The sequence below is a fragment of the Stutzerimonas kunmingensis genome, from assembly GCF_014764705.1.
In the GTDB taxonomy this organism is placed as follows: Bacteria; Pseudomonadota; Gammaproteobacteria; order Pseudomonadales; family Pseudomonadaceae; genus Stutzerimonas.
The window spans coordinates 182,142-208,402 of sequence record NZ_JACXXG010000004.1 but is presented as its reverse complement, the minus strand read 5'-3'; the positions used below and the strand labels follow the sequence as shown (position 1 = coordinate 208,402).

At 63.9% G+C, this 26,261-nt stretch carries 16 protein-coding genes; 10 read left to right on the top strand and 6 right to left on the bottom strand.

What is annotated here, in order from left to right:
* Positions 1–15: 15 nt before the first annotated feature.
* Positions 16–1,269, bottom strand: coding sequence for an ATP-binding protein (locus IEG05_RS05845; protein ID WP_003302234.1), 1,254 nt, complete (start codon positions 1,267–1,269; stop codon positions 16–18).
* A gap of 152 nt (positions 1,270–1,421) precedes the next feature.
* On the opposite strand from IEG05_RS05845, the gene IEG05_RS05840 reads away from it, so the two are divergent.
* From IEG05_RS05840 to IEG05_RS05810, 7 genes are all read left to right on the top strand, one after another.
* On the top strand, positions 1,422–2,126 hold the full coding sequence (locus tag IEG05_RS05840; protein ID WP_191121759.1) for an SIMPL domain-containing protein: 705 nt from the start codon (positions 1,422–1,424) through the stop codon (positions 2,124–2,126).
* Between the two features lie 178 nt (positions 2,127–2,304).
* Entirely contained in the window at positions 2,305–4,509 is a 2,205-nt protein-coding gene (locus IEG05_RS05835) for a TonB-dependent receptor domain-containing protein (protein WP_191121758.1), read from the top strand.
* A gap of 158 nt (positions 4,510–4,667) precedes the next feature.
* Positions 4,668–5,261: a PepSY-associated TM helix domain-containing protein gene (locus tag IEG05_RS05830; RefSeq protein WP_191121757.1), complete on the top strand. Its 594-nt coding sequence runs from the start codon at positions 4,668–4,670 to the stop codon at positions 5,259–5,261.
* A 9-nt stretch (positions 5,262–5,270) separates the two neighbouring features.
* On the top strand, positions 5,271–5,780 hold the full coding sequence (locus IEG05_RS05825; protein WP_191121756.1) for a DUF2271 domain-containing protein: 510 nt from the start codon (positions 5,271–5,273) through the stop codon (positions 5,778–5,780).
* Between the two features lie 14 nt (positions 5,781–5,794).
* On the top strand, positions 5,795–6,670 hold the full coding sequence (locus tag IEG05_RS05820) for a DUF4198 domain-containing protein (protein ID WP_191121755.1): 876 nt from the start codon (positions 5,795–5,797) through the stop codon (positions 6,668–6,670).
* A 104-nt stretch (positions 6,671–6,774) separates the two neighbouring features.
* A complete protein-coding gene (locus IEG05_RS05815; RefSeq protein WP_224742700.1) occupies positions 6,775–8,334 on the top strand; it encodes a sulfite reductase subunit alpha in 1,560 nt (519 codons plus the stop codon).
* 280 nt (positions 8,335–8,614) lie between these two features.
* A complete protein-coding gene (locus IEG05_RS05810) occupies positions 8,615–10,669 on the top strand; it encodes a TonB-dependent receptor family protein (RefSeq protein WP_191121754.1) in 2,055 nt (684 codons plus the stop codon).
* Positions 10,670–11,125: 456 nt separating this feature from the next.
* Here the strand turns inward: IEG05_RS05810 and IEG05_RS05805 are convergent, their stop codons facing one another.
* The gene (locus tag IEG05_RS05805; RefSeq protein ID WP_191121753.1) at positions 11,126–12,289 is read right to left on the bottom strand and encodes a type III PLP-dependent enzyme; all 1,164 of its coding nucleotides are present in this window, start codon (positions 12,287–12,289) and stop codon (positions 11,126–11,128) included.
* A 454-nt stretch (positions 12,290–12,743) separates the two neighbouring features.
* Between IEG05_RS05805 and IEG05_RS05800 the strand changes: the two genes are divergently transcribed.
* From IEG05_RS05800 to IEG05_RS05790, 3 genes are all read left to right on the top strand, one after another.
* Positions 12,744–14,870 (top strand): TonB-dependent receptor family protein, encoded by a 2,127-nt coding sequence (locus tag IEG05_RS05800; RefSeq protein ID WP_191121752.1) that lies wholly within the window; start codon positions 12,744–12,746, stop codon positions 14,868–14,870.
* A 303-nt stretch (positions 14,871–15,173) separates the two neighbouring features.
* Entirely contained in the window at positions 15,174–16,757 is a 1,584-nt protein-coding gene (locus tag IEG05_RS05795) for a peptide chain release factor 3 (protein ID WP_191121751.1), read from the top strand.
* 123 nt (positions 16,758–16,880) lie between these two features.
* On the top strand, positions 16,881–17,288 hold the full coding sequence (locus IEG05_RS05790; protein ID WP_191121750.1) for an endonuclease domain-containing protein: 408 nt from the start codon (positions 16,881–16,883) through the stop codon (positions 17,286–17,288).
* A 797-nt stretch (positions 17,289–18,085) separates the two neighbouring features.
* Here IEG05_RS05790 and IEG05_RS05785 read toward each other — a convergent pair.
* The 4 genes from IEG05_RS05785 to ptsP all read right to left on the bottom strand — a co-directional run bounded on the left by IEG05_RS05785 (position 18,086) and on the right by ptsP (position 26,183).
* Complete coding sequence (locus IEG05_RS05785; protein WP_191121749.1) at positions 18,086–20,479, bottom strand: membrane-bound PQQ-dependent dehydrogenase, glucose/quinate/shikimate family; 2,394 nt, start codon at positions 20,477–20,479, stop codon at positions 18,086–18,088.
* Positions 20,480–20,608: 129 nt separating this feature from the next.
* Positions 20,609–22,348 (bottom strand): PTS fructose-like transporter subunit IIB, encoded by a 1,740-nt coding sequence (locus tag IEG05_RS05780; RefSeq protein ID WP_191121748.1) that lies wholly within the window; start codon positions 22,346–22,348, stop codon positions 20,609–20,611.
* A gap of 20 nt (positions 22,349–22,368) precedes the next feature.
* Entirely contained in the window at positions 22,369–23,307 is a 939-nt protein-coding gene (gene pfkB / locus IEG05_RS05775) for a 1-phosphofructokinase (RefSeq protein WP_191121747.1), read from the bottom strand.
* Complete coding sequence (gene ptsP, locus IEG05_RS05770; protein ID WP_191121746.1) at positions 23,307–26,183, bottom strand: phosphoenolpyruvate--protein phosphotransferase; 2,877 nt, start codon at positions 26,181–26,183, stop codon at positions 23,307–23,309. Before ptsP ends, pfkB begins: the two co-directional genes overlap by 1 nt.
* Positions 26,184–26,261 lie beyond the last annotated feature (78 nt).

Genomic DNA, 26,261 nt, shown 5'->3' with positions numbered 1-26,261 from the left:
TGGTCACGATCAGGATCAGGCGCGTACCGAACCATGCGGTAGGCGCAGTTCGGTCAGTGTGCCACCTTCTTCGTGATTGTAGAGCTTCACCGTGCCGCCAGCGCGCGTGACGCTGGCCTGACTGAGAAACAGACCAAGGCCGAAACCCTTGCCCTTGGTCGTGATAAAGGGTCTGCCGATCTGCTCGGCGATCGCCAGCGGAACACCGGCGCCGTGGTCACGGATGGTCAGCTTGATCCACTGCGGATCCCAGTCCAGGCGTATTTCCAGATCCTCGGGACTGGCATCGGTGGCGTTATTCAACAGGTTGAGCAGCGACTGGCTGAGGTCCGCCGGCGGCATCAGCTTCGGCGCACTGCCAAGGCCGACGCACTGGAAGCGGAATGTTGCCTCTGGACGCATCAGGTGCCAGCGCTGCAGGACCGAGTCGACCCATTCGCGTGCGGTCTGCTCGACGACCGCCTGGCGCCGGTCTGCCTCGGCGGCGCGGACCAGTTGACGCAGGCTCTCCTTGCAGAGCTGGACCTGCGACTGCAGCAGGCCGAGATCCTCGCTCAGCTGCGGGTCCTTGTATTCCTGGCGCAACTCCTTGAGCAGCACGCTCATGGTTGCCAGCGGCGTGCCCAGTTCATGAGCGGCGCCAGCGGCCTGGGTGGCCACGGCGAGCAGTTGCTGGTCACGCATGCTCTCCTCGCGGCGCTGGGCCTGCTGCTGTTCCTGTCGGCGCAGCTGTTCGGCCATGCGCGCGACGAAGAAAGTGATCAGCGCGGCCGCCAGCGCGAAACTCAGCCACATGCCGTAAACCTGCAGCGTCGCCCGCTCGAAGGGTGGCAGGGTGAGCGGGTCGTACCAGACCAGCATCAGCGTGTAACCCAGCAGCGCCAGGCCGGAAAGCACGATGGAATAAAGCCACGGCAGGGTTGCCGCAGCGATGGTCAGCGGCACCAGGTAGTAGGACACGAACGGATTGGTCGAGCCGCCGGAGTAGTACAGCAGCGCGCTGTGGATCATCAGGTCGCAGCCCAGATGCACGGCGTATTCCAGCTCGGTGACGGGCCAGGGGCCGCGCAAACGCAGTGCCGTACCCAGACAGAGCACCGCCGACACGGCCAGCGTGATGCCCAGCGCCAGCCAAGGCAGCGTCAGCATCTGCGTCGCGTAAGCCACGCCCACGGCGCCGGACTGTGCAGCCAGCACCACGATGCGAATAAGGGTCAGAAGCCGAAGGTTCTGCCGGCTGGCAGATAGCAGCGGGACGGATGTGTACATGGAGTCTCCAAGAATTCGGCGGAGTATAACCAAGCCGTCTGGCGGCCAAACCGAAATGCGGCAACTCGACGCACGGGCAGCTGCATACATTCACCGGCGCAGGTAGAGTCTTGCGCTATCGCACCGGCCGGTGCACATGCCAAGGATCCGTTATGCAGCCAACTCTCTTCCGCAGCGCAGCCCTCATGGCGCTGATCACCAGCCTCGTCATCCTGCCCGCCATGGCCGAGGAACCACGCTACAACCAGGTCGCCCTGCGCGCCGAGGTCAGCAGCGAAGTGGCCCATGACCGCATGCACGTCACGCTCTACAGCGAAGCACAACACAACGACCCCGCCCAGCTCGCGGCAGAGACCACCCGCGCGCTGAACCAGGCGCTGGAGACCGCTCGGCAGAGCAAGGATGTGATCGTCAGCCAAGGCAGCCGCAACAGCTATCCAGTCTATGACGACAAGGGCCAGCAGATCTCCGGCTGGCGGGAGCGTGCCGAGCTGCGCCTGGAGAGCGGCAACTTTGCCAGCCTGTCGAAGCTGACCGCCGAGCTGATGAAGAGCCTGAAGATGAGCAGCATGCACTTCAGTGTCTCCGACCCGATACGCAAGCAGAACGAGGACGCCCTGCTCAAGGAGGCGGTCGCCGCGTTCCAGGCGCGCGCCCAACTCGCGACCGAAGCGCTCGGCGGCAGCGGTTACAAGCTGGTGAGCCTCAACCTCAACGGCGGCGGATTTCAACCTGTCATGCGCAGCAGCGCGATGAAGATGGACATGATGGAATCGGCACCCATCCCCGAAATCGAAGCGGGCACTCGCCAGGTCACGATCAACGCCGACGGCGTCATCGAAGTCCAGATGCCGTGACCGAAACTGACCGTTCGAACCACTTCTAAATATTCGCTTACAAATAGCCAGCCCGCGCTGTGCAAGGGCTGGCAACCGATTTGACGACACAGATGAGAAACCAATGCAGTAAAGTCTAAATTCTCGTTTACGAATGATTATCATGCGGGCGCCAAAGAGACGGCTACAAGGAGCCCGCATGTCTATCCCCTTCGCACGTACCGCCCTATCCTGCGCCATGATCGGCTGCAGCTGGACGGCTCTCGCCCAGAACGCGCCTGTCACGCTCAACGACACGGTCGTCAGCGCCTCCGGCTTCGAACAGAAGATCACCGAAGCACCGGCCAGCATCAGCGTCATCAGCCGTGAAGCCCTGCAGCAGAAGCGCTACAACAACCTGGCGCAGGCACTGGGCGACGTGGAAGGCATCGACATCGGCCAGGGCACCGGCAAGACCGGCGGGCTCAACATCAGCATTCGCGGCATGCCCAGCCAGTACACCCTGATCCTCATCGACGGCCGTCGGCAGAACGCCGCAGGCAATGTCACGCCAAACGGCTTCAACGAAACCTCCACCAGCTTCATGCCGCCGCTGTCGGCCATCGAGCGCATCGAAGTGATCCGTGGCCCGATGTCGACGCTCTACGGCTCCGACGCCATGGGCGGGGTAATCAACATCATCACCCGCAAGTTCGGCAAGGAGTGGACCGGCTCGGTGACACAGGATTACACCTACCAGCAAGATCGCGACTTCGGCGACACCCGCAACACCAGTGTCTACGCCAGTGGTCCGCTGATCGACGGCCTGCTCGGCCTGCAGGTCCGCGGCAGCCTGTTCGATCGCCAGGAGTCGGACCTTAGCTACGGCAATGGCATTGATGTCAGCAAGCGCGGCCCCTCGCCCGTCGATGGTCGCAACCAGAACATCGGCGCCCGCCTGGCTCTGACCCCGCATCAGGACCATGACTTCGCGCTGGATATCGAGCGTGGACGGCAGGCATACAACAACGACGAATGCCAGCTCGGCACCCTCGACGGCTTGAACAGGGCTTGTACCGCACTGGATACCGCAGCGAACGGCTATGACGACGAGCTTCGCTTCGAGCGCGAACAGATCGCCCTGACCCACACCGGTCGCCTCGGCTTCGGCACGCTGGATTCCAGCCTGATGCACAACACCACCGAAACCTTTGGCCGGACCATTCCCGGCACCATCGGTGCGCCGACCGCCGTACCCGGGGCAATCGGCGGGGACGATCGCGAGCTGGAAACCACCAACCTGGTCTTCGACACCAAGCTGGTTGCCCCGATCGGCGAATCGCACATCGCCACCGTAGGCGGCCAATGGTGGAAAGCCGAAATGACCGATGGCATCGCCCAGACGGAATTCGAGCAGAAGACCTGGGCACTGTTTGCCGAAGATGAGTGGCGCCTGCGCGATGATCTGGCCCTGACTCTGGGCGCCCGCTATGACGACCACGAGTCCTTTGGTGGACATGTCAGCCCGCGGGCTTACCTGGTCTGGAACACCACCGATAGCTGGACGCTCAAGGGCGGCATCAGCAAGGGCTACAAGACGCCGGACCTGAACGACCTGCACGGCGGCATCAATGGCGTAACCGGCCAGGGCTCCATCATCACCATCGGCAACCCGGACCTGGACCCCGAAACGACCACCAGTACCGAGATCGGTGCCTATTTCGACAGCCTGACCGGCTTCAGCGCCAACGCCACGCTGTTCCACAACAAGTTCAAGGACAAGATCGCCAGCGGCGACCCGATCACCGATCCACTGTGCGCAGGCAACAACAACGGCACCTGCTCGCAGCAGATCAACGTCGACGAAGCGGTGACCCGTGGCCTGGAGCTGGCTGGCAGCTGGCAGTTCGCACCAGCCTGGAAACTGAGCGCCAACTACACCTACACCGACAGCGAGCAGAAGAGTGGCGATAACCAGGGAGAGCCGCTGACCAACACGCCCGAACACCTGGCCAACGCCAAACTCGACTGGCAGACCACCGACCGTCTGGGCCTGTGGCTGAAGAGCGAGTACCGCGGTGAGCGCGCGCGCTTCACCTCCAGCTACGAGAATCTCGCTAACGCCAACGGCAGCTACTCCACCAGCCAGTCGATCTACGACACGCTGGGCAAGAACGCCAAGGCATACACACTGTTTCACCTGGGCGGGTCGTATCGGGCTACGGAGAACCTGACGCTCAACGCGACGATCTACAACCTCTTCGACAAGGACTTCGTCGACGGCAAGGCCTACACCACCTACTCCAATGGCGGGAGCGCAAACGGCACGGCCTACGGCACCGACTACAGCCACTCCGGCGCCGCCACCACCGGTATCGTGGAAGAAGGCCGCCGCCTGTGGCTGTCAGCCAACCTGACCTTCTGACCTGAAGGCGACACAACAGAGCCGGGATCATCCCGGCTCTGTTGTTTCTCGCCCATACGGATCATGAAAAACGCGAATGTATGCTGTTTGTAAATCTTTAGCATCGCCGCGTCAGTCGCCCTAGAATTCGCCCACCCTCCCATACGCCAAGGACCACCATGCATATCTGGCTCGGCACTCTGCGTCAATGGCACTGGATCAGCTCCGCGCTGTGCCTGGTCGGCATGCTGCTGTTTGCGGTCACCGGCATCACGCTGAACCACGCCGGGCAAATCGAGAGCAAACCGCTGGTGGAAACCCGCGAAGGGCAGCTGCCCGAGCGGCTGCTCAACAGCCTGCAGGCCGACACTCCGGAGGACGGTCTGCCAGCTGACCTGCAGCGATGGCTGGAACAGACCCTGGACGTGCAGCTGGCCGGTCGCGAAGCCGAGTGGAGCGATGGCGAACTCTACGTCGCCCTGCCCCGTCCTGGCGGCGATGCCTGGCTGAGTCTGAGCCTGGAAAGCGGCGAGCTGGAATACGAGTCGACCGATCGCGGCTGGATCGCCTACTTCAACGACCTGCACAAGGGCCGTCACAGCGGCGAAGCCTGGAGCTGGTTCATCGATCTGTTCGCCGTTGCCTGCGTGGTGTTCAGCCTCACCGGCCTGCTGCTCCTGCAACGCCATGCCGGCAATCGCCCCGGCACCTGGCCACTGGTTGGCCTGGGGCTGGTGATTCCGCTGCTACTGGCGCTGCTCTTCATTCATTAAGGACTGCTCATGCGTAAACGCCTGTTGTTCCCCCTCGCCCTGCTTAGCACCCCGCTATACGCGGCGGACCTGCAGCTGGACGTGGAAATCCCGCGTCTGGATGTCGCCGAGTACCACCGCCCCTATGTCGCCATCTGGCTCGAGCGACCGGACCAGAGCCATGTCGCCAATCTGGCGGTGTGGTACGACACCAAGCTCAAGGACAAGGAAGGCGAAAAGTGGCTCAAGGATCTGCGCCAGTGGTGGCGCCGAAGCGGCCGCAGCCTGGAAATGCCGGTCGATGGCGTCAGCGGTGCGACCCGTGCCGTGGGCAGTCACAGCCTGCAGTTCTCCGACCAGCAGGCACCGTTCAAGACGCTGAAGGCCGGCGAGTACCGCGTGGTGGTCGAAGCCGCTCGAGAGGTCGGCGGCCGTGAGCTGCTGCGCGTGCCATTCAGCTGGCCGCCCCAGCAGAACGCCGAACACCAAGCCCAGGGCAAGAGCGAGCTGGGCGCCATCACCCTCAAGCTGACCCCATGAACAGGAAACACGCGATGAAACCCGTCATCAAATGGACCGCCCTGGCGCTCGCCATCTGCCTGCCGCTGTCGGCCCAGGCCCACCGCGCCTGGATGCTGCCTTCGGCTACCGTGCTCTCCGGCGAAGAGCCTTGGATCACCGTCGACGCCGCCGTTTCCAATGACCTGTTCTATTTCGAACATGTGCCGATGCGCCTCAAGGGCATCGGCGAGGCAGCCCAGGCCCCGGCAGGCGGTCCGCCGGGCGTGCGCGGGCGACCGGTGCCGGAACTGCAGATCATTGCGCCGGATGGTTCCAAGGTCGCGGCACAGAACGGCGCCATCGGCCGCTACCGCAGCACCTTCGATGTACAGCTGAGCCAGAAAGGCACCTACAAGCTGGCCGTGGCCAACAATGGCCTGTTCGCCAGCTGGAAGGAAAACGGCCAGCCGCGCCGTTGGATGGGCACCGCGGAAAGCTTCGCCAAGGACGTCCCGGCGAAGGCCGAAGGGCTCAAGGTCAGCCAGACCAGCAACCGCATGGAACTGTTCGTCACCTCAGGTGCGCCCAGCACCGACGTACTCGCACCGACCGGCCAGGGCCTGGAGCTCAAGCCCGTCACCCACCCCAACGACCTGTTCGCCGGCGAGGCGGCCAAGTTCGTCTTTCTGCTCGATGGCAAGCCGGCCGCGGATGTCGAGATCAGCGTGATCCCGGGCGGCAACCGCTATCGCGACGAGCTGGGCGCGATCAGGACCCGTACCGATGCCGGGGGCAAGGCCAGCATCACCTGGCCGGAAGCCGGGATGTACTGGCTGCAAGCCGAACTCACAACCGACCAGGGCGTGAGCAAGCCGGCCACCGAGCGCCGCGCCAGCTACAGCGCGACCCTCGAAGTGCTGGCGCAGTGAGGAGCGGGCAGCGCTGAACCGAACCGGCAGGCGCCCTGCCGGTTCCTCGTCAGGCCTGCGCCCGGAAACCGGCCGGGCCTTCTTGCCTTCGCTGGAGCCCCACCTTGCCATCGCCTCTGGCCACGCGTCCGCACCTTTACCTGTTCCTGTTCGCCTGCCTGGCGCTCGCCGCGGCGCTGCTGCATTGGCAGCCGCCTCGTGAAGTCTCGGCGGCCGCGGTCGTGCTCGGCTATCTCGCGCTCTGCCTGCTGGTCTGGCGACCTGGCCGCGCCCGATCTGCCGAGACGACGGAGCCGCCCGCCCTGCTGATCGCCTACGCCAGCCAGGGCGGCCAGGCCGGCGAACTGGCCGAGCGCAGCGCCAGGCAACTGGCCGAAGCCGGCATGAGCTGCGCCACGCGCCCCCTCAACGAACTGGACCCGGCGACACTGGCCGACGCGGGACGACTGCTGTTTGTCGCCAGCACCTACGGCGCAGGGGAGGCGCCGGACAACGCGGCGCGCTTCGAAAGGCACCTGCTGGCGTCAGATGCCGACTTGCGCGGGCTGCAGTACGCCATGCTGGCGCTGGGCGACAGCCAGTACCCGCACTATTGCGCCTTCGGCCGGCGCCTGGACCAGGCGCTGCGCAGCCGCGGCGCCGAGCCGCTGTTCGATCGCCTGGACGCGGACCGGCTGGACGCCGGCACCCTGCGCCACTGGCAACAGCAGCTCGGCCAACTGAGCGGCCACAACGCGTTCAGCGATTGGCAACCGGCTCCCTATCAGGCCTGGCGACTCGCCGGGCGAACCGTGCTCAACCCCGGCAGCAGCGGCGCGCCGGTCTGCCACCTCAGGCTCGAACCGCTGGACGAGGCGCCACACTGGCGCGCCGGCGATATCGCCGAGGTCGGCCCTCGGCATCCGCGCGGCCCTGTCGAAGGGCTGTTGCGCCGGCTCGGCCACGACCCGCAGCAGCGGATCGCCGGCGAAAGCCTGCTGGACATCCTCTGCACACGTCGCCTGCCGGTCGAAGAAGTCCTGCGCGGCCTGGATATCGATGCGCTGCTCGCCCTGCCCCGGCTGGCGCACCGCGAATACTCCATCGCCTCGGTTGCCGCCGACGGCGCACTCGAACTGCTGGTACGCGAGGCCCGTCACCCGGACGGCGGCCTGGGTCTCGGCTCCGGCTGGCTGTGCCGCCACGCGCCAGTTGGTGCGCCGATCGCGCTGCGCATCCGCAGCAACCCGGGCTTCCACGGCCCGACCGCCGCGACGCCGCTGGTGCTGATCGGCAACGGCACCGGCCTGGCCGGGCTGCGCGCCCACCTACGTGAACGCGCAATGACTCCCGGCTCGCGCAACTGGCTGCTGTTCGGCGAACGCCACGTCGCGCACGACCTGTTCTTCGCCGACGAACTGCAGCAGTGGCTCGCCTGCGGCCACCTGCAACGCCTGGACCTGGCCTTCTCGCGCGACCAGGCCGAGAAACGCTACGTGCAGCACGCACTGCGCGATGCTGGCGACGACCTGCGCAGATGGGTCTCCGAGGGCGCAGCCATCCATGTCTGCGGCAGCCTGAACGGCATGGGCCAGGAGGTGCAGCAGATCCTCGCGGGACTGCTGGGCGAGGCGCAGCTGAACGAACTGGCGGCGCAAGGGCGCTATCGACGGGATCTGTACTAGCGGAAAGCTTTTACACGGCAGCAAGCGGCGCTTGTCGGTTTCGTAGGGCGGGCTTCAGCCCACCGGCACCGGTCGGTCGCGCAAATGATGGGCTGAAGCCAAGCCTGCGCCTCTTGGCCCTGCCGATGTGGCCAAGTGCGGCATCGAGCCACCCTTGAGAGCCGATATTAATTCGATATCGTAATTGAAATAATTCTCAATAGGTTTCTAAAATAGCGTCATGCCTCCTCCCTCCGTTTGTGAGGCGCAAGGAAAAACAACCGAAGCTCAGGACAGAATGATGAAGCCATTTGCTCGAACCAGCTCCCATACTCTAGCCGTTGCTATCGCAACAGCGCTGATCCCGGTAGCAGCGACTGCCCAGACCAGCGGCCCGCTGGAGATGCCGTCCATGCAGGTGGTGGGCTCCGCGGACGACGCCGTTTCTCGCCAGACTGGCGCAGTGGTGATTGTCACCAAGGAAGAGATCGAGCGTAGTCAACCCTCCTCTACTCAGGACGTGCTGCGTCGCGTGCCTGGTATTAACGCGATTGCAGAGGAAGAGACGGGCGTAGTCAGCAATATCGGCATCCGCGGTCTCTCGGCAAGCGAGGCCAAATCTTTGATCCTCGAAGACGGCGTTCCGGTCGCCCCCGGCCTGTTCATTGGCAATGATCGCTACTTCAATCCCCGCATTCAGCGGATGCAGGGGGTCGAGGTTTTGAAAGGCTCTTCTTCCCTGCGCTACGGCCCGTCCACCATCGGCGGCGTCATCAACTACATCACCAAGACGCCTGATGACGGTGTCTCGGTCTCCACCCGTGTCGGCTCTTTCAACACTCGCGAAGCGATGGTGGAAGCAGGCGGTCGCAGTGAGTCGGGCGATGCCTTCGCAGGCCTGGTCGCCACCCATGCGCGCAGCGACGGTTTCATGGACCGCGACTACGAAATGACTGACGTGATGTTCAAGACCGGCATTGCGCTCAACCCTGACCACAGCCTGGGCCTGAAACTGTCCTGGCATGAGAATGATGCGAACATCTCCTATCGTGGCATGTTTCTGAACGACTACCGGGCCGGCAAGACCTACAACCCGGCACCGGACGACTACTTCCTGACCGACCGCAAGGCTATCGACCTCAACCACGAATGGCATCTGAACGACCGCGCCACCCTCCGGACTCTCGCCTACTGGAGCGAGGTCACCCGCGACTACTGGCGCTACGACGTAAACACTGGAGCTTCCAATACAGCCGGCCGCTGGGTCTATCGGGATACCCTTACCGGCAGCAACCGCACCTTCGATCGCATGGGCCTCGAGACGCGCTTGACGCTCGACCATGACCTGTTCGGCTGGGTCAACGAGGCCGAGTTCGGCCTTCGCATGATGAAGGAAGAAGCAGACGACCGCCGCGTCCGTGCCACTCGCGCGCGGGACCGTAGCGGCGTCACCGATCGCCATATCATCGATACCGCCGAGAGCCTAGCCGGCTATGTGCAGAACCGATTCGTCATCACCGACCGGCTGGCCGTCACTCCTGGCCTGCGCATCGAATCCTACGAGCAGGAGCGTCGCGTCAAAACCCAGAATGATGCGTCGGCTACAACTCGAAACACCGAAGTTCTGCCGGGCATCGGCGCGACTTACCAACTCCTGCCCGAAGCTCAACTGTATGGCGGCGTATATCGCGCCTTCTCTCCCGCTTCGAACGGTGTCGCCCTCGATGGCCTGACCGATCAGAAGCTCGATGGCGAGCGCTCGATAAACTACGAGTTCGGGGTTCGTGGCGACAGCGGCCCGGTGTCGTACGACGTCACCGCGTTCTACATGGACTTCGACAATCAGGTCGTCACGGGCAACAGCAATCCCCTGCTCTCGCAATCGAATACAGGGAAGACCAAGCACTACGGCCTGGAAGGCTCGCTTGGACTGGAACTCGGCGGCGGCTTCAGCCTGGATTCCAACCTGACCTGGGTACCGGTCTCCGAGTTCACCACCGGCCAGTACAATGGCAACCGTCTGCCCTACGCGCCGAAATACCTCGCCAACGCCGCACTCAACTACGAGCAGGGCAAGTTGAGCTCTTCGCTCATGGCCCACTACCGTGGCGAGCAGTACGGCGATCCGGCCAACACCAGGGACATCCCGACCGGAGCTGGCGGCGGAATCTGGGGCGGCAAGATGTCCTCCTATACCGTCTACGATCTGACCTCGCGTTATCAGGTCAGCGAGCAACTCGGCCTGCAGGCCGCAGTGAAGAACCTGACAGACAAGCGCTATATCGCCGGCTTGCGCCAGGGCATCTACGTGGGGCCTGAGCGTTCCTTCGAAGTAGCCATGAACTACAAGTTCTGACCTTGAAGCGAGACACCTCCGCCGGTTCGACAAGGACCGGCGGAACTCCCCTCTCGATGGGCCGAGCGCCCGAAAGCCTCAACGGTATCAGACCGCCCCTTTCATCAAGCAGCGCTTCGGTCGCCATCTCTCCTGCTCGATCATCCCTCACTTGACTTCTAACGTGCAGAAACCCCGCGCAAGCTGCCAACAGGACGCAACGGGCGACTTGAGGCAGTTCTGCAGGGCGGATGAAACCCGCGCGGTCCCCTCATCCGATGCAGCTCAACGTAACCCTGCCCTTGCGGCGGGGTTTCGTATTTTTCTCGGCCTTGCCTCGCTCGGCAAGAATCGCGCGGCGTGCCTCGTTCGGCGGGTTTCACCCGCCCTTGTCCGGCATTCGATGCAACACATGATTGGCCACAGCCAAAAAGAAACGCCCCGCGAAGGCGGGGCGCTTTGATGCAGCCGTGACGCTTAGATGTAGTAGGCCTTCAGCGGCGGGAAGCCGTTGAATTCCACCGCGCTGTAGCTGGTGGTGTAGGCACCGGTGGAGATCCAGTAGAGGCGGTCGCCGATGGCCAGGTTCAGCGGCAGGCCGTACTTGTAGTCTTCGTACATGATGTCGGCGCTGTCACAGGTCGGGCCGGCGATCACCACTTCCTCCATCTCGCCCTTCTTCTCGGTCCAGATGGGGAACTTGATGGCCTCGCCCATGGTTTCGATCAGGCCGGAGAACATGCCGACGTCGGTGTAGACCCAGCGCTCGACGGCGGTACGCGACTTGCGCGCCACCAGCACCACTTCGCTGACCAGCACGCCGGCATTGGCGATCAGCGAACGGCCCGGCTCGAGAATGATTTCCGGCAGGTCGTCGCCGAAGTCTTCCTTGAGGAAGCGGATGATTTCCTCGGCGTAGGTTTCCAGGCTGTTGGTGCGGGTGATGTAGTTGGCCGGGAAGCCGCCGCCCATGTTGATCATCTTCAACTCGATGCCGTCTTCCTGCTTCAGACGCTCGAAGATCACCTTGACCTTGGCGATCGCCGCGTCCCACACGGAGATGTCGCGCTGCTGCGAACCGACGTGGAAGGAAATGCCGTAGGGCTCAAGACCCAGCTGACGGGCGAGGATCAGCAGGTCCATGGCCATGTCGGTCTGGCAGCCGAACTTGCGCGACAGCGGCCAGTCCGCAGTGGTGGAGCCTTCGGTGAGGATGCGTACATAGACTTTCGAACCCGGCGCGGCCTTGGCGATGTTACGCAGGTCGGCTTCCGAGTCGGTGGCGAACATGCGCACACCCTTGTCGTAAAAGTAGCGGATGTCCTTGGCTTTCTTGATGGTGTTGCCGTAGCTGATGCGCTCCGGGCCAACGCCGCGGGACATCACCTTGTCCAGTTCATAGATCGAGGCGATATCGAAGCTCGAACCCTTGTCGCGCAGCAGATCGATGATCTCGACCGCCGGGTTGGCCTTGACCGCGTAGTACACGCTGGCGAATTCGAAACCGGCGCGCAGGTCGTCATAGGCCTTGCTGATGGTTTCGGTGTCGATCACCACGAAGGGGGTTTCGTGCTGGTCGGCAAATGCCTTCATCTTCTGGAAGGTGGCGCGAGGGTAATAGTCTTCGATCTTGACCGTCATGCGTGGGACTCCAAAAAACGGGAAACAAAAGTCGGATGAGGGATGGAGGGCATCAGCCCTGACAAGAACGCCTGATCAGTTTCCCCACTTTGGTTCGCCTACTTCCCAAGGCTGTGTCGCCGAGAACCCCTTGAGGTCTCTCGTCGTCAGTACTTGAGCCGGATGGATCGTTGCCAGCATGGACGTTCGGGCGCGAACCATAAGACCAAGCGCCACAGGGGTCAAGAGTCGATTTCCACCTGTTTACCACATATGGAAGGCATCGATGTTTCAGCGGGGCTGCGCGCTCCCTTCGGGAATTATTCCCGGCCTTTTTCGGGAAAAATTCCCGCGGGCATTCACCAACGAAGCCCAACAAAAGTATTAAGTCAACGGAGCCATCGGTCAGTTCCCGGCCCTAGCCGGCTGATCGACCATGGGTCGCGAAAAGCTGCCCACCAAGGACATAACAATTATGAGCTCCCGCCCTTACCCGACGCTTCTTCAGCTCTCTCTGATGATGTGCATGCCTGCCATTGCACTGGCCCAACAAGACCCTGCCCCCCTGGAACTGCCCAGCCTGGACGTGCGCAGCATGGTTCCGGAAAGCATTCAGGGAACACCCGGCGCGGCCAACCTGCTGTCAAGGGAAACCGTCGACACCTACAAGCCCTATACCCTGCATGACGCCTTCGACTTCGTCCCCGGCGTGCGCACCATCGATGACGATGTGCTCAGCCTGCGCTCGGGCATCGGCGTGCGCGGCGCGCCACCGCGGCGCTCACGCAAGGTGCTGCTGCTGGAGGACGGCACCCCCATCAACAACAGCGCCTATCTCGATTCCGGCGCCCACTACACGCCGCCGCTACAACGCCTGGAACAGGTCGAGGTGCTCAAGGGCGCCGGGCAGATCATTCATGGTCCGCTGAACAATCACGGCATCATCAACTTCCGCAACCTGCGGCCAACTGCCGAGCCACAGACCCGTGTTGAACTGGCCGCCGGCAACCAGAGTACGCGCCAGAGCCACATCAGCCACCGCCGCACGGAAGGCCCGCTGGGCATGGTCTTCAGCTACACCGGCAAAGAGGCCGACGGCACCTTCGACGTGGAAGAACACGAGTTCGACGACTTTTACGGCGGCTTCGAGCTGCAGCTCAACGACAGCCACCAGCTCGCCGCCTCGGCCACCTATTTCCGCGAACGCAGCCAGGGCTACGATGAAAGCAACCTCTCGCTGCAGCAGTACCGCGAAGACCCACGCGGCAAGAAACGCCTGGACGAAGGCCGCGAGTACAACAACATCTCGGTGGACTACTACAAGCTTGACCTGACCCACAACTACCAGATCAGCGACGACGTTCGCCTGTCCTCGAAAGTCTTCGCCACCGAACTGGATCGCCCGCGCTTCCAGACCCGCGGCACCGCACCGGACGAAGGCGGCGTGATGGAAGGCCGTGATCGCCGTTACCACACCCTTGGCCTGGACAGCCGGCTGGATATCGGCGGCATTTCCGCCCTTGGCCTTGATCATCGCATCCAGACCGGCATTCGCTACGAGAAGCACCGCTTCGCCGACCGCCGTCCGGTAGGCCGTCCCGGCGAAGCACTCAAGGAAGGCAATCGTGGCGAGGTCTATGCCCGTGCCGGCGAAAACGGCTACACCCGCGATGGCCGTCTGATGACCTACGATGCCGAAGCCATTTCCGCCTTCGCACAGAACACCATCAGCCGCGGCGACTGGGCCATCACCCCCGGCCTGCGCTTCGAGACGTTCAACCAGTACAACAAGACCAATTTCCGCCCTGGTGACGATGACGAAGGCGTGACCAAGAAGGACAGCAACAGCCTGCTGCTGCCCGGCATCAGCCTGCTTTACAGCGGCTTCGACAACAGCGAGATCTACGCCGGCATCCACCGCGGCTATGCCCCGGCCTCGGCTCGCAGTGATGAATTCCCGCTGACCCCGGAAACCGGCATCAACAGCCAGATCGGCCTGCGCAGCAGCGCCCTCAAGGGTCTCAGCCTCGACATGGCGCTGTTCTACAACCGCATCGAAGACACCCTGATCCGCAAAGAGGTCGATGAATTCGGTGATGCGCGCTTCGTCAATGCCGCCGACTCGCGGGTCTACGGTCTGGATCTTGGCGCGCGAATCGACTCCTGGGCCTGGTACGACTCACCGCTCAATGCCTTTGCCGAAGTCGCGATGAACTACACCAATGCGAAATTCAGCAACGGCCCACTCAAGGGCAACGATGTCCCGGAAGTGCCGCGCTACAACGGCAGCCTGACCCTGGGCCTGGAGCACACCGCCGGTTGGCATCTGAGCACCACCCTCAGCCACTTTGGCGCTTTTTATACCGATATCGAAAACACCCGACCGATCACCGCCAGCGGCGACGAGGACGATGCCGGGCGCGTGCCCAGCCACACCCTGCTCTCGGCACGCGCCAGCTACAAGCTGCCGACACGCCTGGACACCACCCTCTGGATCCAGGGCCGCAACCTGACCGACAAGCTGTACATCGCCGATATCCAGGAAGGCATCCGTCCCGGCGCGCCGCGCTCGATTCTGGCGGGCGTGACCTTCAACTTCTGACGGCTCATCGGAAAGCGCCTGTCAGATCACCACATGGCTTGCCGACAAGCACGCCATGTGGTGAAAAACAGGGCCTTTTGTAGGCGCGAATTTATTCGCGAGCCTTTAGCGAAAACTCCGTGCCGCAAAGCAACACTCGCGAACGAGTTCGCTCCTACAGGTAGATGAGGCAGCGTTTTCACCTTCCCTTGTACCCCGCTCATGCGATTGCCCTGAGCTTCCCCCTACAGTTCGCGACCTGCAAATACGACTCGCGTATAATCGACGACTTTTCCGTTTTGCCAAAAGCAGGTTTTGCCGTTCATGACCACCCAGGCCGCTGAAGTCGCGAAGCGCCGTACGTTCGCGATCATCTCCCACCCCGATGCGGGCAAGACCACCATTACCGAACGCTTGCTGCTGATGGGCAAGGCCATCGAGGTTGCCGGCACGGTGAAGTCGCGTAAATCCGACCGCCACGCCACGTCCGACTGGATGGAAATGGAAAAGCAGCGCGGTATCTCCATCACCACCTCGGTGATGCAGTTCCCCTACCGCGAACACATGATCAACCTGCTCGACACCCCCGGCCACGAAGACTTCTCCGAAGACACCTACCGCACCCTGACTGCGGTGGACAGCGCCTTGATGGTGCTCGACGGCGGCAAGGGCGTAGAGCCGCGCACCATCGCGCTGATGGACGTCTGCCGCCTGCGCGACACGCCCATCGTCAGTTTCATCAACAAGCTGGACCGCGACATTCGCGACCCGATCGAACTGCTCGACGAGATCGAAGCGGTGCTGAAGATCAAGGCCGCGCCCATCACCTGGCCCATCGGCTGCTACCGTGACTTCAAGGGCGTGTACCACCTCAAGGACGACTACATCATCGTCTACACGCCGGGCCACGGGCACGAGCGCACCGAGGTCAAGATCATCCAGAACCTGGATTCCGACGAAGCGCGCAAGCACATCGGCGACGAGTACGAGCGTTTCATCGAACAGCTGGAACTGGTTCAGGGCGCCTGCCACGAGTTCGACCAGGACGAATTCCTCAATGGTCAGCTGACCCCGGTATTTTTCGGTACCGCGCTGGGCAACTTCGGTGTGGACCACGTGCTTGACGCCGTCGTCGACTGGGCGCCGATGCCGCTGCCCCGCGCGGCCAACGAGCGAGTGGTCGAGCCGGTCGAGGAGAAGTTCACCGGCTTCGTGTTCAAGATCCAGGCGAACATGGACCCCAAGCACCGCGACCGCATCGCCTTCATGCGCATCTGCTCGGGCAAGTACGAGAAAGGCATGAAGCTGCGCCACGCGCGCATCGGCAAGGATGTCCGCATCGCCGACGCCCTGACCTTCTTCTCCAGCGAGCGGGAAATGCTCGAGGAAGCCTGGGCCGGCGACATCATCGGCCTGCACAACCACGGCACCATCCAGATCGGCGACACCTTTACCGAAGGCGAGAACCTCGGCTTCACCGGTATCCCGCACTTCGCTCCGGAACTGTTCCGCCGCGTGCGCCTGAAGGATCCGCTGAAATCCAAGCAGCTGCGCCAGGGCCTGCAGGAACTGGCCGAGGAAGGCGCCACCCAGGTGTTCTTCCCCGAGCGCAACAACGACATCATCCTCGGTGCGGTCGGCGTGCTGCAGTTCGACGTCGTCGCCAGTCGCCTGAAAGAGGAATACAAGGTCGAGTGTGCCTACGAGGCGATCAACGTCTGGTCGGCGCGCTGGATCGAGTGCGATGACAAGAAGAAACTCGAAGACTTCACCAACAAAGCCTACGAGAACCTCGCCATCGACGGCGGCGGTCACCTGACTTACCTGGCGCCGACCCGGGTGAACCTGAGCCTGATGGAAGAGCGCTGGCCGGATGTGAAGTTCAGGGCGACACGAGAGCATCACTGACCCAAGAATGCGCCTGCTGCGGGGTACAGCAGGCGTAGTTGGTTCTGCGCATTACTGCCGCTGCGCTCATTTAGATGCGCTCTCGCATGGAAGCGAGTGGCTGCCTTTTCACAAGGACCGTGTATGCCCACCGAACGCGCCTCCCTCGAACAACGCCAGTTCGCCAGACACCTGCGATACCAACTCACCGAGTGCGAGCGTCTGCTGTGGCGCCAGCTGCGCAACCGCGGTTTAGCAGGATTCAAATTTCGTCGGCAACATCCGTGTCCGCCCTATGTCCTAGATTTCTACTGTGCAGAGTTGCGACTTGTGGTCGAACTCGATGGCGGTCAGCACTTCGACGAAGCTGGTCTGGCGAAAGACCGTTTGCGCACGGCCTACCTGCAGCACCACGGGCTGGAGGTTCTACGCTTCAGCAATCTGGATGTGATACGGAATCTAGAGGGTGTCCTGACTGAAATCTTGAGCTGGATTGAGACCCGCGCCCCTCACCCCAACCCTCTCCCCAAGGGGGAGAGGGAGCTGGATTGAGGCAGCCGGATCAGTTGTGCTCATACAGACCATGCAGAGCAAGCGAGGAGAGTGAGCGCGGGCTGTGCCCATCAAGCAGTTGCAACCACCACCAGCGCGCTCTCACCCCAGCACCCAATCCCCGCATTACCGATACACCGGCCTGAACCCGAGCCCTGACTGGGATCTTGCACCGAATCGGGGCCCGTACCCCTCACCCCAACCCTCTCCCCAACGGGGAGAGGGAGCTGGATTGAGGCAGCCGGATCACTTGCTCATGCAGACCGTGCAGAGCAAGCGAGGGGAGTGAGCGCGGGCTGTGCCCATCAAGCAGTTGCAACAACCACCAGCACGCTCTCACCCCAGCACCCAATCCGCGCATTACCGATACACCGGCCTGAATCCGAGTCCTGACTGAAATCTTGCACCGGATCGGGGCCCGCGCCCCAACCCTCTCCCCAACGGGGAGAGGGGGCCTGATTGAAGCCACCGAACATCCGCAACTAGCGGGCACATCATGCGTTTCGCCCTGCACCGGATCGGCAACCCACCCCGGTCAAGTCCCCTCTCCCCTCCGGGGAGAGGGCTAGGGTGAGGGGCTGGCGGCCACGACTAGTGTCGCAACTAAAACCCACACAGCCCCGTTTCACCTACTCCTCAAGGGACCACGCGATCAATAAACCGCCCAGCTTGGTACCTGCCGGCCAGGCTCGAAGACCGCCCACCCAACCCTCTCCCCTCCGGGGAGAGGGCTAGGGTGAGGGGCTGGTGGCTATGTCGAGCGCCGCAGTCGACGTCGCCACCTGCCCCCGCCTCACCTACTCCTCAAGGGTCCACGCGATCAAGGAATCCCCCAGCTTGGTGCCGAACGAGCCATGCCCGCCGGCCATCTGCACCACGTACTGCTTGCCGGTCTTCTCGGACACGTAGGTCATCGGAGTCGCCTGGCCACCGGCAGGCAGGCGGCCCTTCCACAATTCCTTGCCGTTCTGCAGATCGTAGGCGCGCAGATAGTAATCCAGCGTTCCGCTCATAAAGGCCACTCCGCCGGCGGTGCCGATCGGCCCGCCCAGTGCAGGCGTACCCACCGGGAAGGGAATGCCCAAGGGCGCACTGTCGCGGCTGGTGCCGTTCTTGTGCATCCAGACCTTCTTCATGCTGCGCAGGTCCAGCGCGGTGACGAAGCCCCATGGCGGCGTCTGGCACGGCAGGCCGAGCACCGACATGAACGGCTCCAGCCGCACCATATACGGCGCCCCCAGATTGGGCTGCAGGCCAGTCTCACCGCCGCCGGTACGCTCATCGGGGTCGACCTCGCTGCGCTTGACCATGGTCGAGATGAAGGCCAGGTAATTCGGCGCGCCGAACAACAGCTGTCGGCTCGGATCGACCGCCACCGATGGCCAGTTGAAAGTACCCACGTTACCCGGATAGATCAGCGAGCCCTGCTCCGACGGCGGCGTGAAGTCGCCCTCGTAACGCAGCTTGCGGAACTGGATGCGGCACATCATCTGATCCAGCGGCGTACCGCCCCACATGTCGCGCTCGCGCAGCGGTTCTTGCGGGGCGTAGCTGACGGCCGATGCGGGTTGGGTCGGCGCGGTGAACTCGCCGTAGTCAGTGCCTTGGGGCACGGGCATCTCTTCCACCGGCACGATCGGCTCGCCGGTACGGCGGTCGAGGATGTACAGATCGCCACGCTTGGTCGGCTGGATGATGGCCGGCACCTGACCTTGCGGGCCTTCGATATCCACCAGCGTCGGCTGCGATGGCAGGTCGCGGTCCCAGAGGTCATGGTGCACAGTCTGGAATTCCCAGCGCACCTGGCCGGTCGCCAGGTCCAGCGCCACCAGGGTGTCGGTGAAACGCTCGGACTCCGGCGTGCGCGGCTGCGCCCACTGGTCCGGGGTCTGGTTGCCGGTGGGGATGTAGACCAGCCCCAGCGACTCGTCGGCAGTGGCGATGGTCCAGGAGTTCGGCGTGCTGCGCACGTAGGTTTCGCCGGGTGGCAAAGGCTCTGTGGCGTCCGGGTTACCCGGGTCGAAATTCCATACCAGCTCGCCGCTGCGCACGTCGTAGGCGCGAATCACGCCGCCGGGTGAATCCACCGCGCCGTTGTCGGTGATCGAGCCGCCGACGATGACCAGCTTCTCGGTCACCACCGGTGGTGAAGTCGGCAGGTAAACGCCCAAAGCGTCCTCACCGAGTCCAGCCTTCAGATCCACCACGCCGGCATTGCCGAAGTCCTCGCAGGGCTTGCCGTCCTCGACATCCAGCGCGACCAGAGTGCCGTCGTTGGTCGGCAAAAACAGCCTCCGCGCGCAACGCGCTACGGGCTGGTCGGACGGTGCCGTCGCTGCGGGCCCGTAGGCGTTGGCGTCATGGAAGGCCAGGCCACGGCAGGTCATGTGCTGGTAGTACTCGGCATCGCGGTTGATGCTCGGATCGAAGCGCCAGCGCTCCTCACCGCTGTCGGCATCGACGGCGATGGCGATGCTGTGCGGCGTGCAGATGAACAGATTGTCGCCAACCTTCAACGGCGTCACCTGATAGGTGATCTCGCCGGGGTCACCCTCGCCGGACAGGTCACCGGTGTGGAACTCCCAGGCCTTTTTCAACTTGCCGACGTTGTCCGGCGTGATCAGATCGGCCGTCGAATAACGATCGCCGCGGTCGGAGCCGCCGTAGGCTTTCCATTCGCCGGCAACCCGACCGGCCTGCCCCTCGGGATTCGAGCCCTGCATCTGCGCGTCGCTGAATTCACCCGTGATCGAGTGGTAATCCTGGGTCAGCGAGTACCCCGCGATCAGCGCGCCGGCCAGCAGCCCCAAGCCGAGCAACCCACTGGCGCCATCACGCCAGACCAGTCGGCCGCCCACGTAACGATTGATGAACGGCAGAATCAGCCAGAGCCCGAGGATGCACCAGAGGTCGATTCGCGGCGCCAGCTGCCACCAGTCGAAGCTGACTTCGTACAGCGTCCACGCCAGCGTCGCCAGCAGTAGCACCGCGTAGAGCCAGATCGCAGCGCGGCGTCGAGCGAACAACAGCCCGGCCACGCCCAGCAGTCCGATGCCGGCCAGCAGGTAGTACCAGGAGCCACTCAGCATTGCGAGGTAGCCGCCACCGACCGCCATCAGCGCTCCCAGCAGCAGAACCACCACGGCGGTCAGGGTGATGCGCATGGGCCGCGGCCCGTAATCGATACTCATGCAACGCTCTCCAGCCAATTCATCTTCAAAACAAAAAGCAAAAAGCTGGCGAAACTTTCTGACACAAAGTCTCGCCAGCTTGTAGTGGATACGATAGGCGGGGCTTTAGTTCAGCCGTTTGGCGACCGCTTACGCCGTCGCCCCGACACTGAGAGGCTGCGTTTCAGGCCGCTTGATTACTGCGTAGATCACCCCGGTTACCAAGCTGCCGGCGAGGATTGCAGCCAGATACAACAGCGCGTGATTGATGGCGTTGGGGATCAGCAGCACGAACAGCCCGCCGTGGGGCGCCAGCAGCTTTGCGCCGAAGGCCATGGACAGCGCGCCGGTCAGCGCTCCACCGGCAATGCTGGCCGGAATCACCCGCAACGGGTCTTTCGCAGCGAACGGAATCGCGCCTTCGGAAATGAAGCAGCAGCCCAGCACCAGCGCGGCCTTGCCAGCTTCGCGCTCGGTCTGGGCGAACTTGCGTCGGGCGATCAGCGTGGCGATGCCCATGCCGATTGGCGGCACCATCCCCGCCGCCATGGTTGCGGCCATCGGCGCGTAACTCTGGGACGCGAGCAGCCCGACGGAGAAAGCATAAGCGGCCTTGTTCACCGGTCCGCCGAGGTCGACGCACATCATGGTGCCGAGCAGCAGACCGAGCAGGATGGCGTTGGAGGTGCCCATGGTGTCGAGGAATTCGGTGAGCCCGGCGAGCATCTTCGCCACCGGCGTGCCGACCACGTAAATCATCACCAGGCCGGTAACCAGGCTCGCCAGCAACGGAATGATCAGGATCGGCTTGAGCGATTCGATGCTCGCCGGCAAGGGAATCCAGCGGCTCACTGCCTTGGCCGCATAGCCCGCCACGAAGCCCGCGATTATCCCGCCGATAAAGCCCGCACCCAGGGTGCCGGCCAGCAAGCCGCCGATCATGCCGGGCGCCAGACCTGGGCGATCCGCGATGGAATAGGCGATGTATCCCGCCAGCAGCGGCACCATCAACTGGAAGGCCGTTTCGCCACCGATCTTCATCAGCGCGGCGGCCAGTGTGCCCTCCTCCTTGAACGCCTCGATGCCGAAGACGAACGACAGCGCGATCAGCAAACCGCCCGCCACCACCATCGGCAGCATGTAGGACACGCCGGTCAGCAGGTGCTTGTAGACACCGGTCTTTTCGCCCTTCTGTTCGCCGCCGCCGGTATTGGCTGTGGCGCCTCCGGCTAGCACAGCGCCTTCTTCCAGCGCGCGATCCAGCGTTGCGTCGGGTTGTTTGAGGGCCACGCCGGTGCCGCAGCGAAACACGCGCTTGCCGGCGAAACGGGCGACATCCACCTCGATATCGGCGGCCAGCAGCACCACGTCGGCCGCGGCGATGGCGTCCGCTTCCAGCACGTTGCGCGCACCCACCGAACCGCGGGTTTCCACCTGCAGGTCGTAACCCTTGCGGATCGCCGCCTGCTGCAGGGCTTCAGCCGCCATGAAGGTGTGTGCGACGCCGGTCGGACAGGCGGTGATGGCGACAAGTTTGGGCTTGCCGCTGGAATGCGCCGCATCCGCTTCGTCGGCCTGCTGCAGCTCGCTGGCGGTGTCCGCGGCACTGCGCAGGAAGGCTTCCGGGTCGAGCAGCGCCTCGGATGGAGTGGACTGGGCGACGCGCTTGCCGACGAAGCGTTGCAGCGACAGCGGCCCGGTTTTCACCACCACCACCAGATCGGCATTGGCGATCTGCGCGGGCATCAGCGGCGAACCGATGGCCTTGGGATCGTGGACTTCCACGGCGGTCGACCAGCCCAGACGATGGGCGGCCGCTTCGAGCAGGCGTGAAGTCAGCACGCTGGTGACCATTCCGTTGGGGCAGGCCGTAACGATGAGAAGATTCATTCCTTCACCTCTTGTTCGATTTATTGGCTCAGCGGCTGGAGCCGGACCCTGGCCTCCAGGTCCGCAAGTCCATCCGTGTCGGTGATGCCAAAGCCGACCTGCCCAACCGCCTGCGCGGCAATGGCGGTGGCGTGTGTGAGGGTGCGCTCGGCCGGCCAGCTTTCCAGCAGACCGTGGAGCATGCCGGCGAGCAGTGAGTCGCCCGCACCAACGGTGCTGACGACCTGAACCTTTGGCGGACTGGCATGCAGCGTGGCGCCTGGCGAGAACCAGCTGACGCCATTGGCGCCCTGCGAAATAACCACGTGCTCGATGCCTTCGCCTTGCAGCCGCCGCGCTTCGCCAACCAGCGCCGACGACCCGATGAGCTCAACGCCACGGGCCTCGGCCAGTTCCTCCTCGTTGGGCTTGATCAGCCACGGCCGGGTCGCCAGCCCGTCACGCAAAGCGGCGCCACTGGTATCTAGCGCCACCCGCATGCCGAGCGCTTTGAGCGTATTCAGCATCTCCACGAACCACTGACTGTCGATGCCACGCGGCAAGCTGCCGGCGACGACCACGAGGTCATGAGCAGGCGCCAGCCGCTGGAGGCGCGTCAGCAGCTCCGTGCAGTGCGCCTCGCTCACCGTCAGCCCTGGGCCGTTGATGTCGGTGACCTGCCCGTCCGCTTCGGCGAGTTTGATGTTGCTGCGGGTATCGCTCGGCACGCGGACGAATTCGTCGGCAAATCCACGCGCGGCGAACAACTGCTCGAAGGCCTGCGGATTGCCCTCGCCGAGAAAGCCGGTGACGGTCAGCTGATGACCGAGGTCGTCCAGCACCTGCGCGACGTTGAGCCCCTTTCCGGCGGCATGCATCTGCAGGCTTTCGCTGCGATTGACCTGGCCCAGGCGCAGCGCGGACAGCTGCACGGTCAGGTCCAGGGCCGGGTTGAGAGTGACGGTCAGCACGCGAGCCATCAGCAGTGCTCCCCGACGAAGGCGCGGACTTCATGGGCGCCGGGCAGCATCAGGGCTTGCTGGGCCAGCCTCTGGCAGGCCGCGAAATCCAGCTCGCGAACGCGCGCCTTCACCAAGGCGATGCTGCGCGCCGAAACGCTAAGTTCGTCCACGCCCAGGCCCACCAGGATCGGCACCGCCAGCGCATCGGCAGCCAGCTCACCACAGACGCCCACCCACTTGCCGTGGGCATGGGCGGCCTCAACCGTCATGCCGATCAGGCGCAAAACCGCCGGATGCAAGCCGTCGGCCTGCCCTGAAAGCGTCGGATGCCCGCGGTCGATGGCCAGGGTGTATTGCGTCAGGTCATTGGTGCCGATGCTAAAGAAGTCGACTTCCTGCGCCAGCACCGGCGCGATCAAAGCTGCTGAGGGGATCTCGATCATGATGCCGACCTGCAGATCGGCCACCGGCAGCTCAACGCGCAGGCGGTCGACCATGGCCTTGGCGGTGCGCCACTCGTCGATATTGCCGACCATGGGGAACATGATCCGCAACGGGCGGCCATCGGCCGATGCGAGCAAGGCACGCAGCTGGGTTTCGAGGATGTCCGGGCGCTGCAAACTCAGGCGAATGCCGCGCACGCCGAGGAAAGGATTTTCTTCGGCGGGCATCGGCCAGTATGGAAGCGGCTTGTCACCACCAACGTCCAAAGTGCGCACCACCAAGGGGCGCCCTTGGAGGGCTTCCAGCACGCGGCGGTACTCGGCTTCCTGAGTCGCCTGATCCGGCGCCTGGGAATGATTCATGAACACCAGTTCGGTACGCAGCAGGCCGATGCCTTCGGCGCCCATCGCCACCGCTTCCGGGGTTTCGCCAGCAGCGCCGATGTTGGCAGCGATCTCTACCAGATGGCCGTCGCGGGTGATGGCCGGCTCCAGGCGACGCTCATTTGCCAGGCGCTTGCGCTCCTCGCGGGTGGCGCGCTCGTTGCGGGCTTGCTCCAGCTGCGCATCGGTTGGGGCGACCAGCAGTTCACCGCGCTCGCCGTCAAGCAGCAGCAAGGTGTTTGGCGCTAGCCCAAGCACACCCGGCCCAGCACCGACTATCGCCGGAATGCCCAGCGCGCGGGCGATGATGGCGCTGTGCGAAGTGGCGCCGCCGCCAGCGGTAAGAATGCCTGCGACCCGCTGGGCATTGAGCGTGGCGACGTCCGAAGGCGCCACCTCGTCCATCACCAGGATGTAGGGCTCATCTGGGGCCTGATCGGCTTCCACACCAGTCAGGCAGGCCAGCACGCGGCGACCCACGTCACGCAGGTCGGCGGCACGCTCGGCCAGCAGCTTGTCGTGCAAGGCCTCCTGCTGCTGCGCCGCAATTTTGATTTCCTCCATCCAGGCGGCTTCGGCACTCAAACCTTTTTGCAGACGCGCCTGAACTTCCTCGCGCAGCGCCGGGTCGCGCAGCATGGCCTGATGGGTGGTGAAGATGTCGCGGATGCTGGCGACCTGACTCTCATCGATCAGCGTGCCGATCTCCGCATGGACCTTGTCCAGCGCCGCATCCAGCCGCTGCAGTTCGATCACCGGAGACTCGCCGCGCTTGGGGTAGTCGATCACCTGCGGCTTGCGTACCAGGACCGGACCGATGGCGATGCCTGGCGCGGCGGCGATGCCGATGACCTGCTCGCCGGCCCGCAAGACGGGCACGTCCTGGGCTGCCTCATTCAGTTGCACGGCCCGCTGCTCCGCCGGCGCCCCGCCGGCCGGCAGCGGCTCGATTTCCTCGCCCAGCCCTTCCTCCACGGCGCGGACCAGCGCCGGCAACGCATCGTCGGCGATCGAGGGCTCGGCGATGAACTCCAGCACCTGGCCGCGATGCGAGCCCATCGCCAGCAGCTTGCTCAGGCTCTTGGCCGAAACACCCGCGCTCTGGCTACCAGCCAGACGCACTCGGATCTCGCCGGCGAAGGCCTGTGCGACCTCGGTCAGCACCTTGGCCGGGCGGGCATGCAAGCCATGGGCGTTAGCCAGTGGCACCTGGGCACTCGGCCAGTCTGCCGGCACTTCGCCGCCCAGGGCTTCGAGCACTGTGCGACTGGACGTCGCCTGGCTCAGCTCCTGCCCGCGGCCTTCGATCAGCAGATTGCACAGGCGCTCGAGCATCGCCCGATGCGCTTCGCCCAGGCTGGCCAGCACGAAAAGACCATTGAGCGGCTGCCCCTGATGCTCGAGATGGGAAGCTGGCGTGACGAAGGCGAGACCAGGACGCTGCACCGCCTGCTCGCTACTCAGCCACCAGAGGCCATCCCCCAGCGGCAGCGCCTGGCCAAGCGGCAGACTGGCGTTGAAACCCGGCTCCACGCACTGCGCGCGCTTGAGCAGCTTGACGCCCTGCCATGCCAGCTCGTCGAAATCATCCGCAGCGACACCCAGCGAGACCAGCTCGCCATCCAGCGCTAGCGCCTGTGGCGCACCCTGCAGCAGGTCGATGATGGCTTCGCGGCTTTCGGCTTTCTGCAGCGCCTCGCTCAGATCGCCTTCACCCAATGCTCGGGTCAGCAGCTGTAGCAGGCGCAGGTGTTCGTCGGAACGCGCAGCGATACCGATGGCCAGATACACCAGCTGGCCGCTGCCCCAGTCGACGCCGGCCGGAAAATGCAGCAGCCGCACGCCAGTGGTGAACACCTGATCGCGGGTTTCCGGCGTGCCATGGGGAATCGCAAGGCCCTGACCGAGAAAGGTCGAGCCCTGCGCTTCACGCGCACGCAGCCCGTCCAGATAACCCGGCGCGACCAGCCCGTCGGCGACCAGAACTTCACCCAGCAGGGCCAGCGCCGCTGGCTTGTCCGCCGCGGCCTGATGCATGTGGATGTGCTGTGCATTCAACTCAAGCATGGAGAACTCCTGCGGGGCTCGCGATTGTTGTGGCCGACGGTCAAGCCGGCTTTGCCCGAATCCTGGGCTGGCGCTTCA

Excerpts from the sequence above, each read along its gene's own strand:
- IEG05_RS05845 (WP_003302234.1), bottom strand. The coding sequence starts at position 1,269 with ATGTACACATCCGTCCCGCTGCTATCTGCCAGCCGGCAGAACCTTCGG.
- IEG05_RS05840 (WP_191121759.1), top strand. The coding sequence starts at position 1,422 with ATGCAGCCAACTCTCTTCCGCAGCGCAGCCCTCATGGCGCTGATCACC.
- IEG05_RS05835 (WP_191121758.1), top strand. The coding sequence starts at position 2,305 with ATGTCTATCCCCTTCGCACGTACCGCCCTATCCTGCGCCATGATCGGC.
- IEG05_RS05830 (WP_191121757.1), top strand. The coding sequence starts at position 4,668 with ATGCATATCTGGCTCGGCACTCTGCGTCAATGGCACTGGATCAGCTCC.
- IEG05_RS05825 (WP_191121756.1), top strand. The coding sequence starts at position 5,271 with ATGCGTAAACGCCTGTTGTTCCCCCTCGCCCTGCTTAGCACCCCGCTA.
- IEG05_RS05820 (WP_191121755.1), top strand. The coding sequence starts at position 5,795 with ATGAAACCCGTCATCAAATGGACCGCCCTGGCGCTCGCCATCTGCCTG.
- IEG05_RS05810 (WP_191121754.1), top strand. The coding sequence starts at position 8,615 with ATGAAGCCATTTGCTCGAACCAGCTCCCATACTCTAGCCGTTGCTATC.
- IEG05_RS05805 (WP_191121753.1), bottom strand. The coding sequence starts at position 12,289 with ATGACGGTCAAGATCGAAGACTATTACCCTCGCGCCACCTTCCAGAAG.
- IEG05_RS05800 (WP_191121752.1), top strand. The coding sequence starts at position 12,744 with ATGAGCTCCCGCCCTTACCCGACGCTTCTTCAGCTCTCTCTGATGATG.
- IEG05_RS05795 (WP_191121751.1), top strand. The coding sequence starts at position 15,174 with ATGACCACCCAGGCCGCTGAAGTCGCGAAGCGCCGTACGTTCGCGATC.
- IEG05_RS05790 (WP_191121750.1), top strand. The coding sequence starts at position 16,881 with ATGCCCACCGAACGCGCCTCCCTCGAACAACGCCAGTTCGCCAGACAC.
- IEG05_RS05785 (WP_191121749.1), bottom strand. The coding sequence starts at position 20,479 with ATGAGTATCGATTACGGGCCGCGGCCCATGCGCATCACCCTGACCGCC.
- IEG05_RS05780 (WP_191121748.1), bottom strand. The coding sequence starts at position 22,348 with ATGAATCTTCTCATCGTTACGGCCTGCCCCAACGGAATGGTCACCAGC.
- pfkB (WP_191121747.1), bottom strand. The coding sequence starts at position 23,307 with ATGGCTCGCGTGCTGACCGTCACTCTCAACCCGGCCCTGGACCTGACC.
- ptsP (WP_191121746.1), bottom strand. The coding sequence starts at position 26,183 with ATGCTTGAGTTGAATGCACAGCACATCCACATGCATCAGGCCGCGGCG.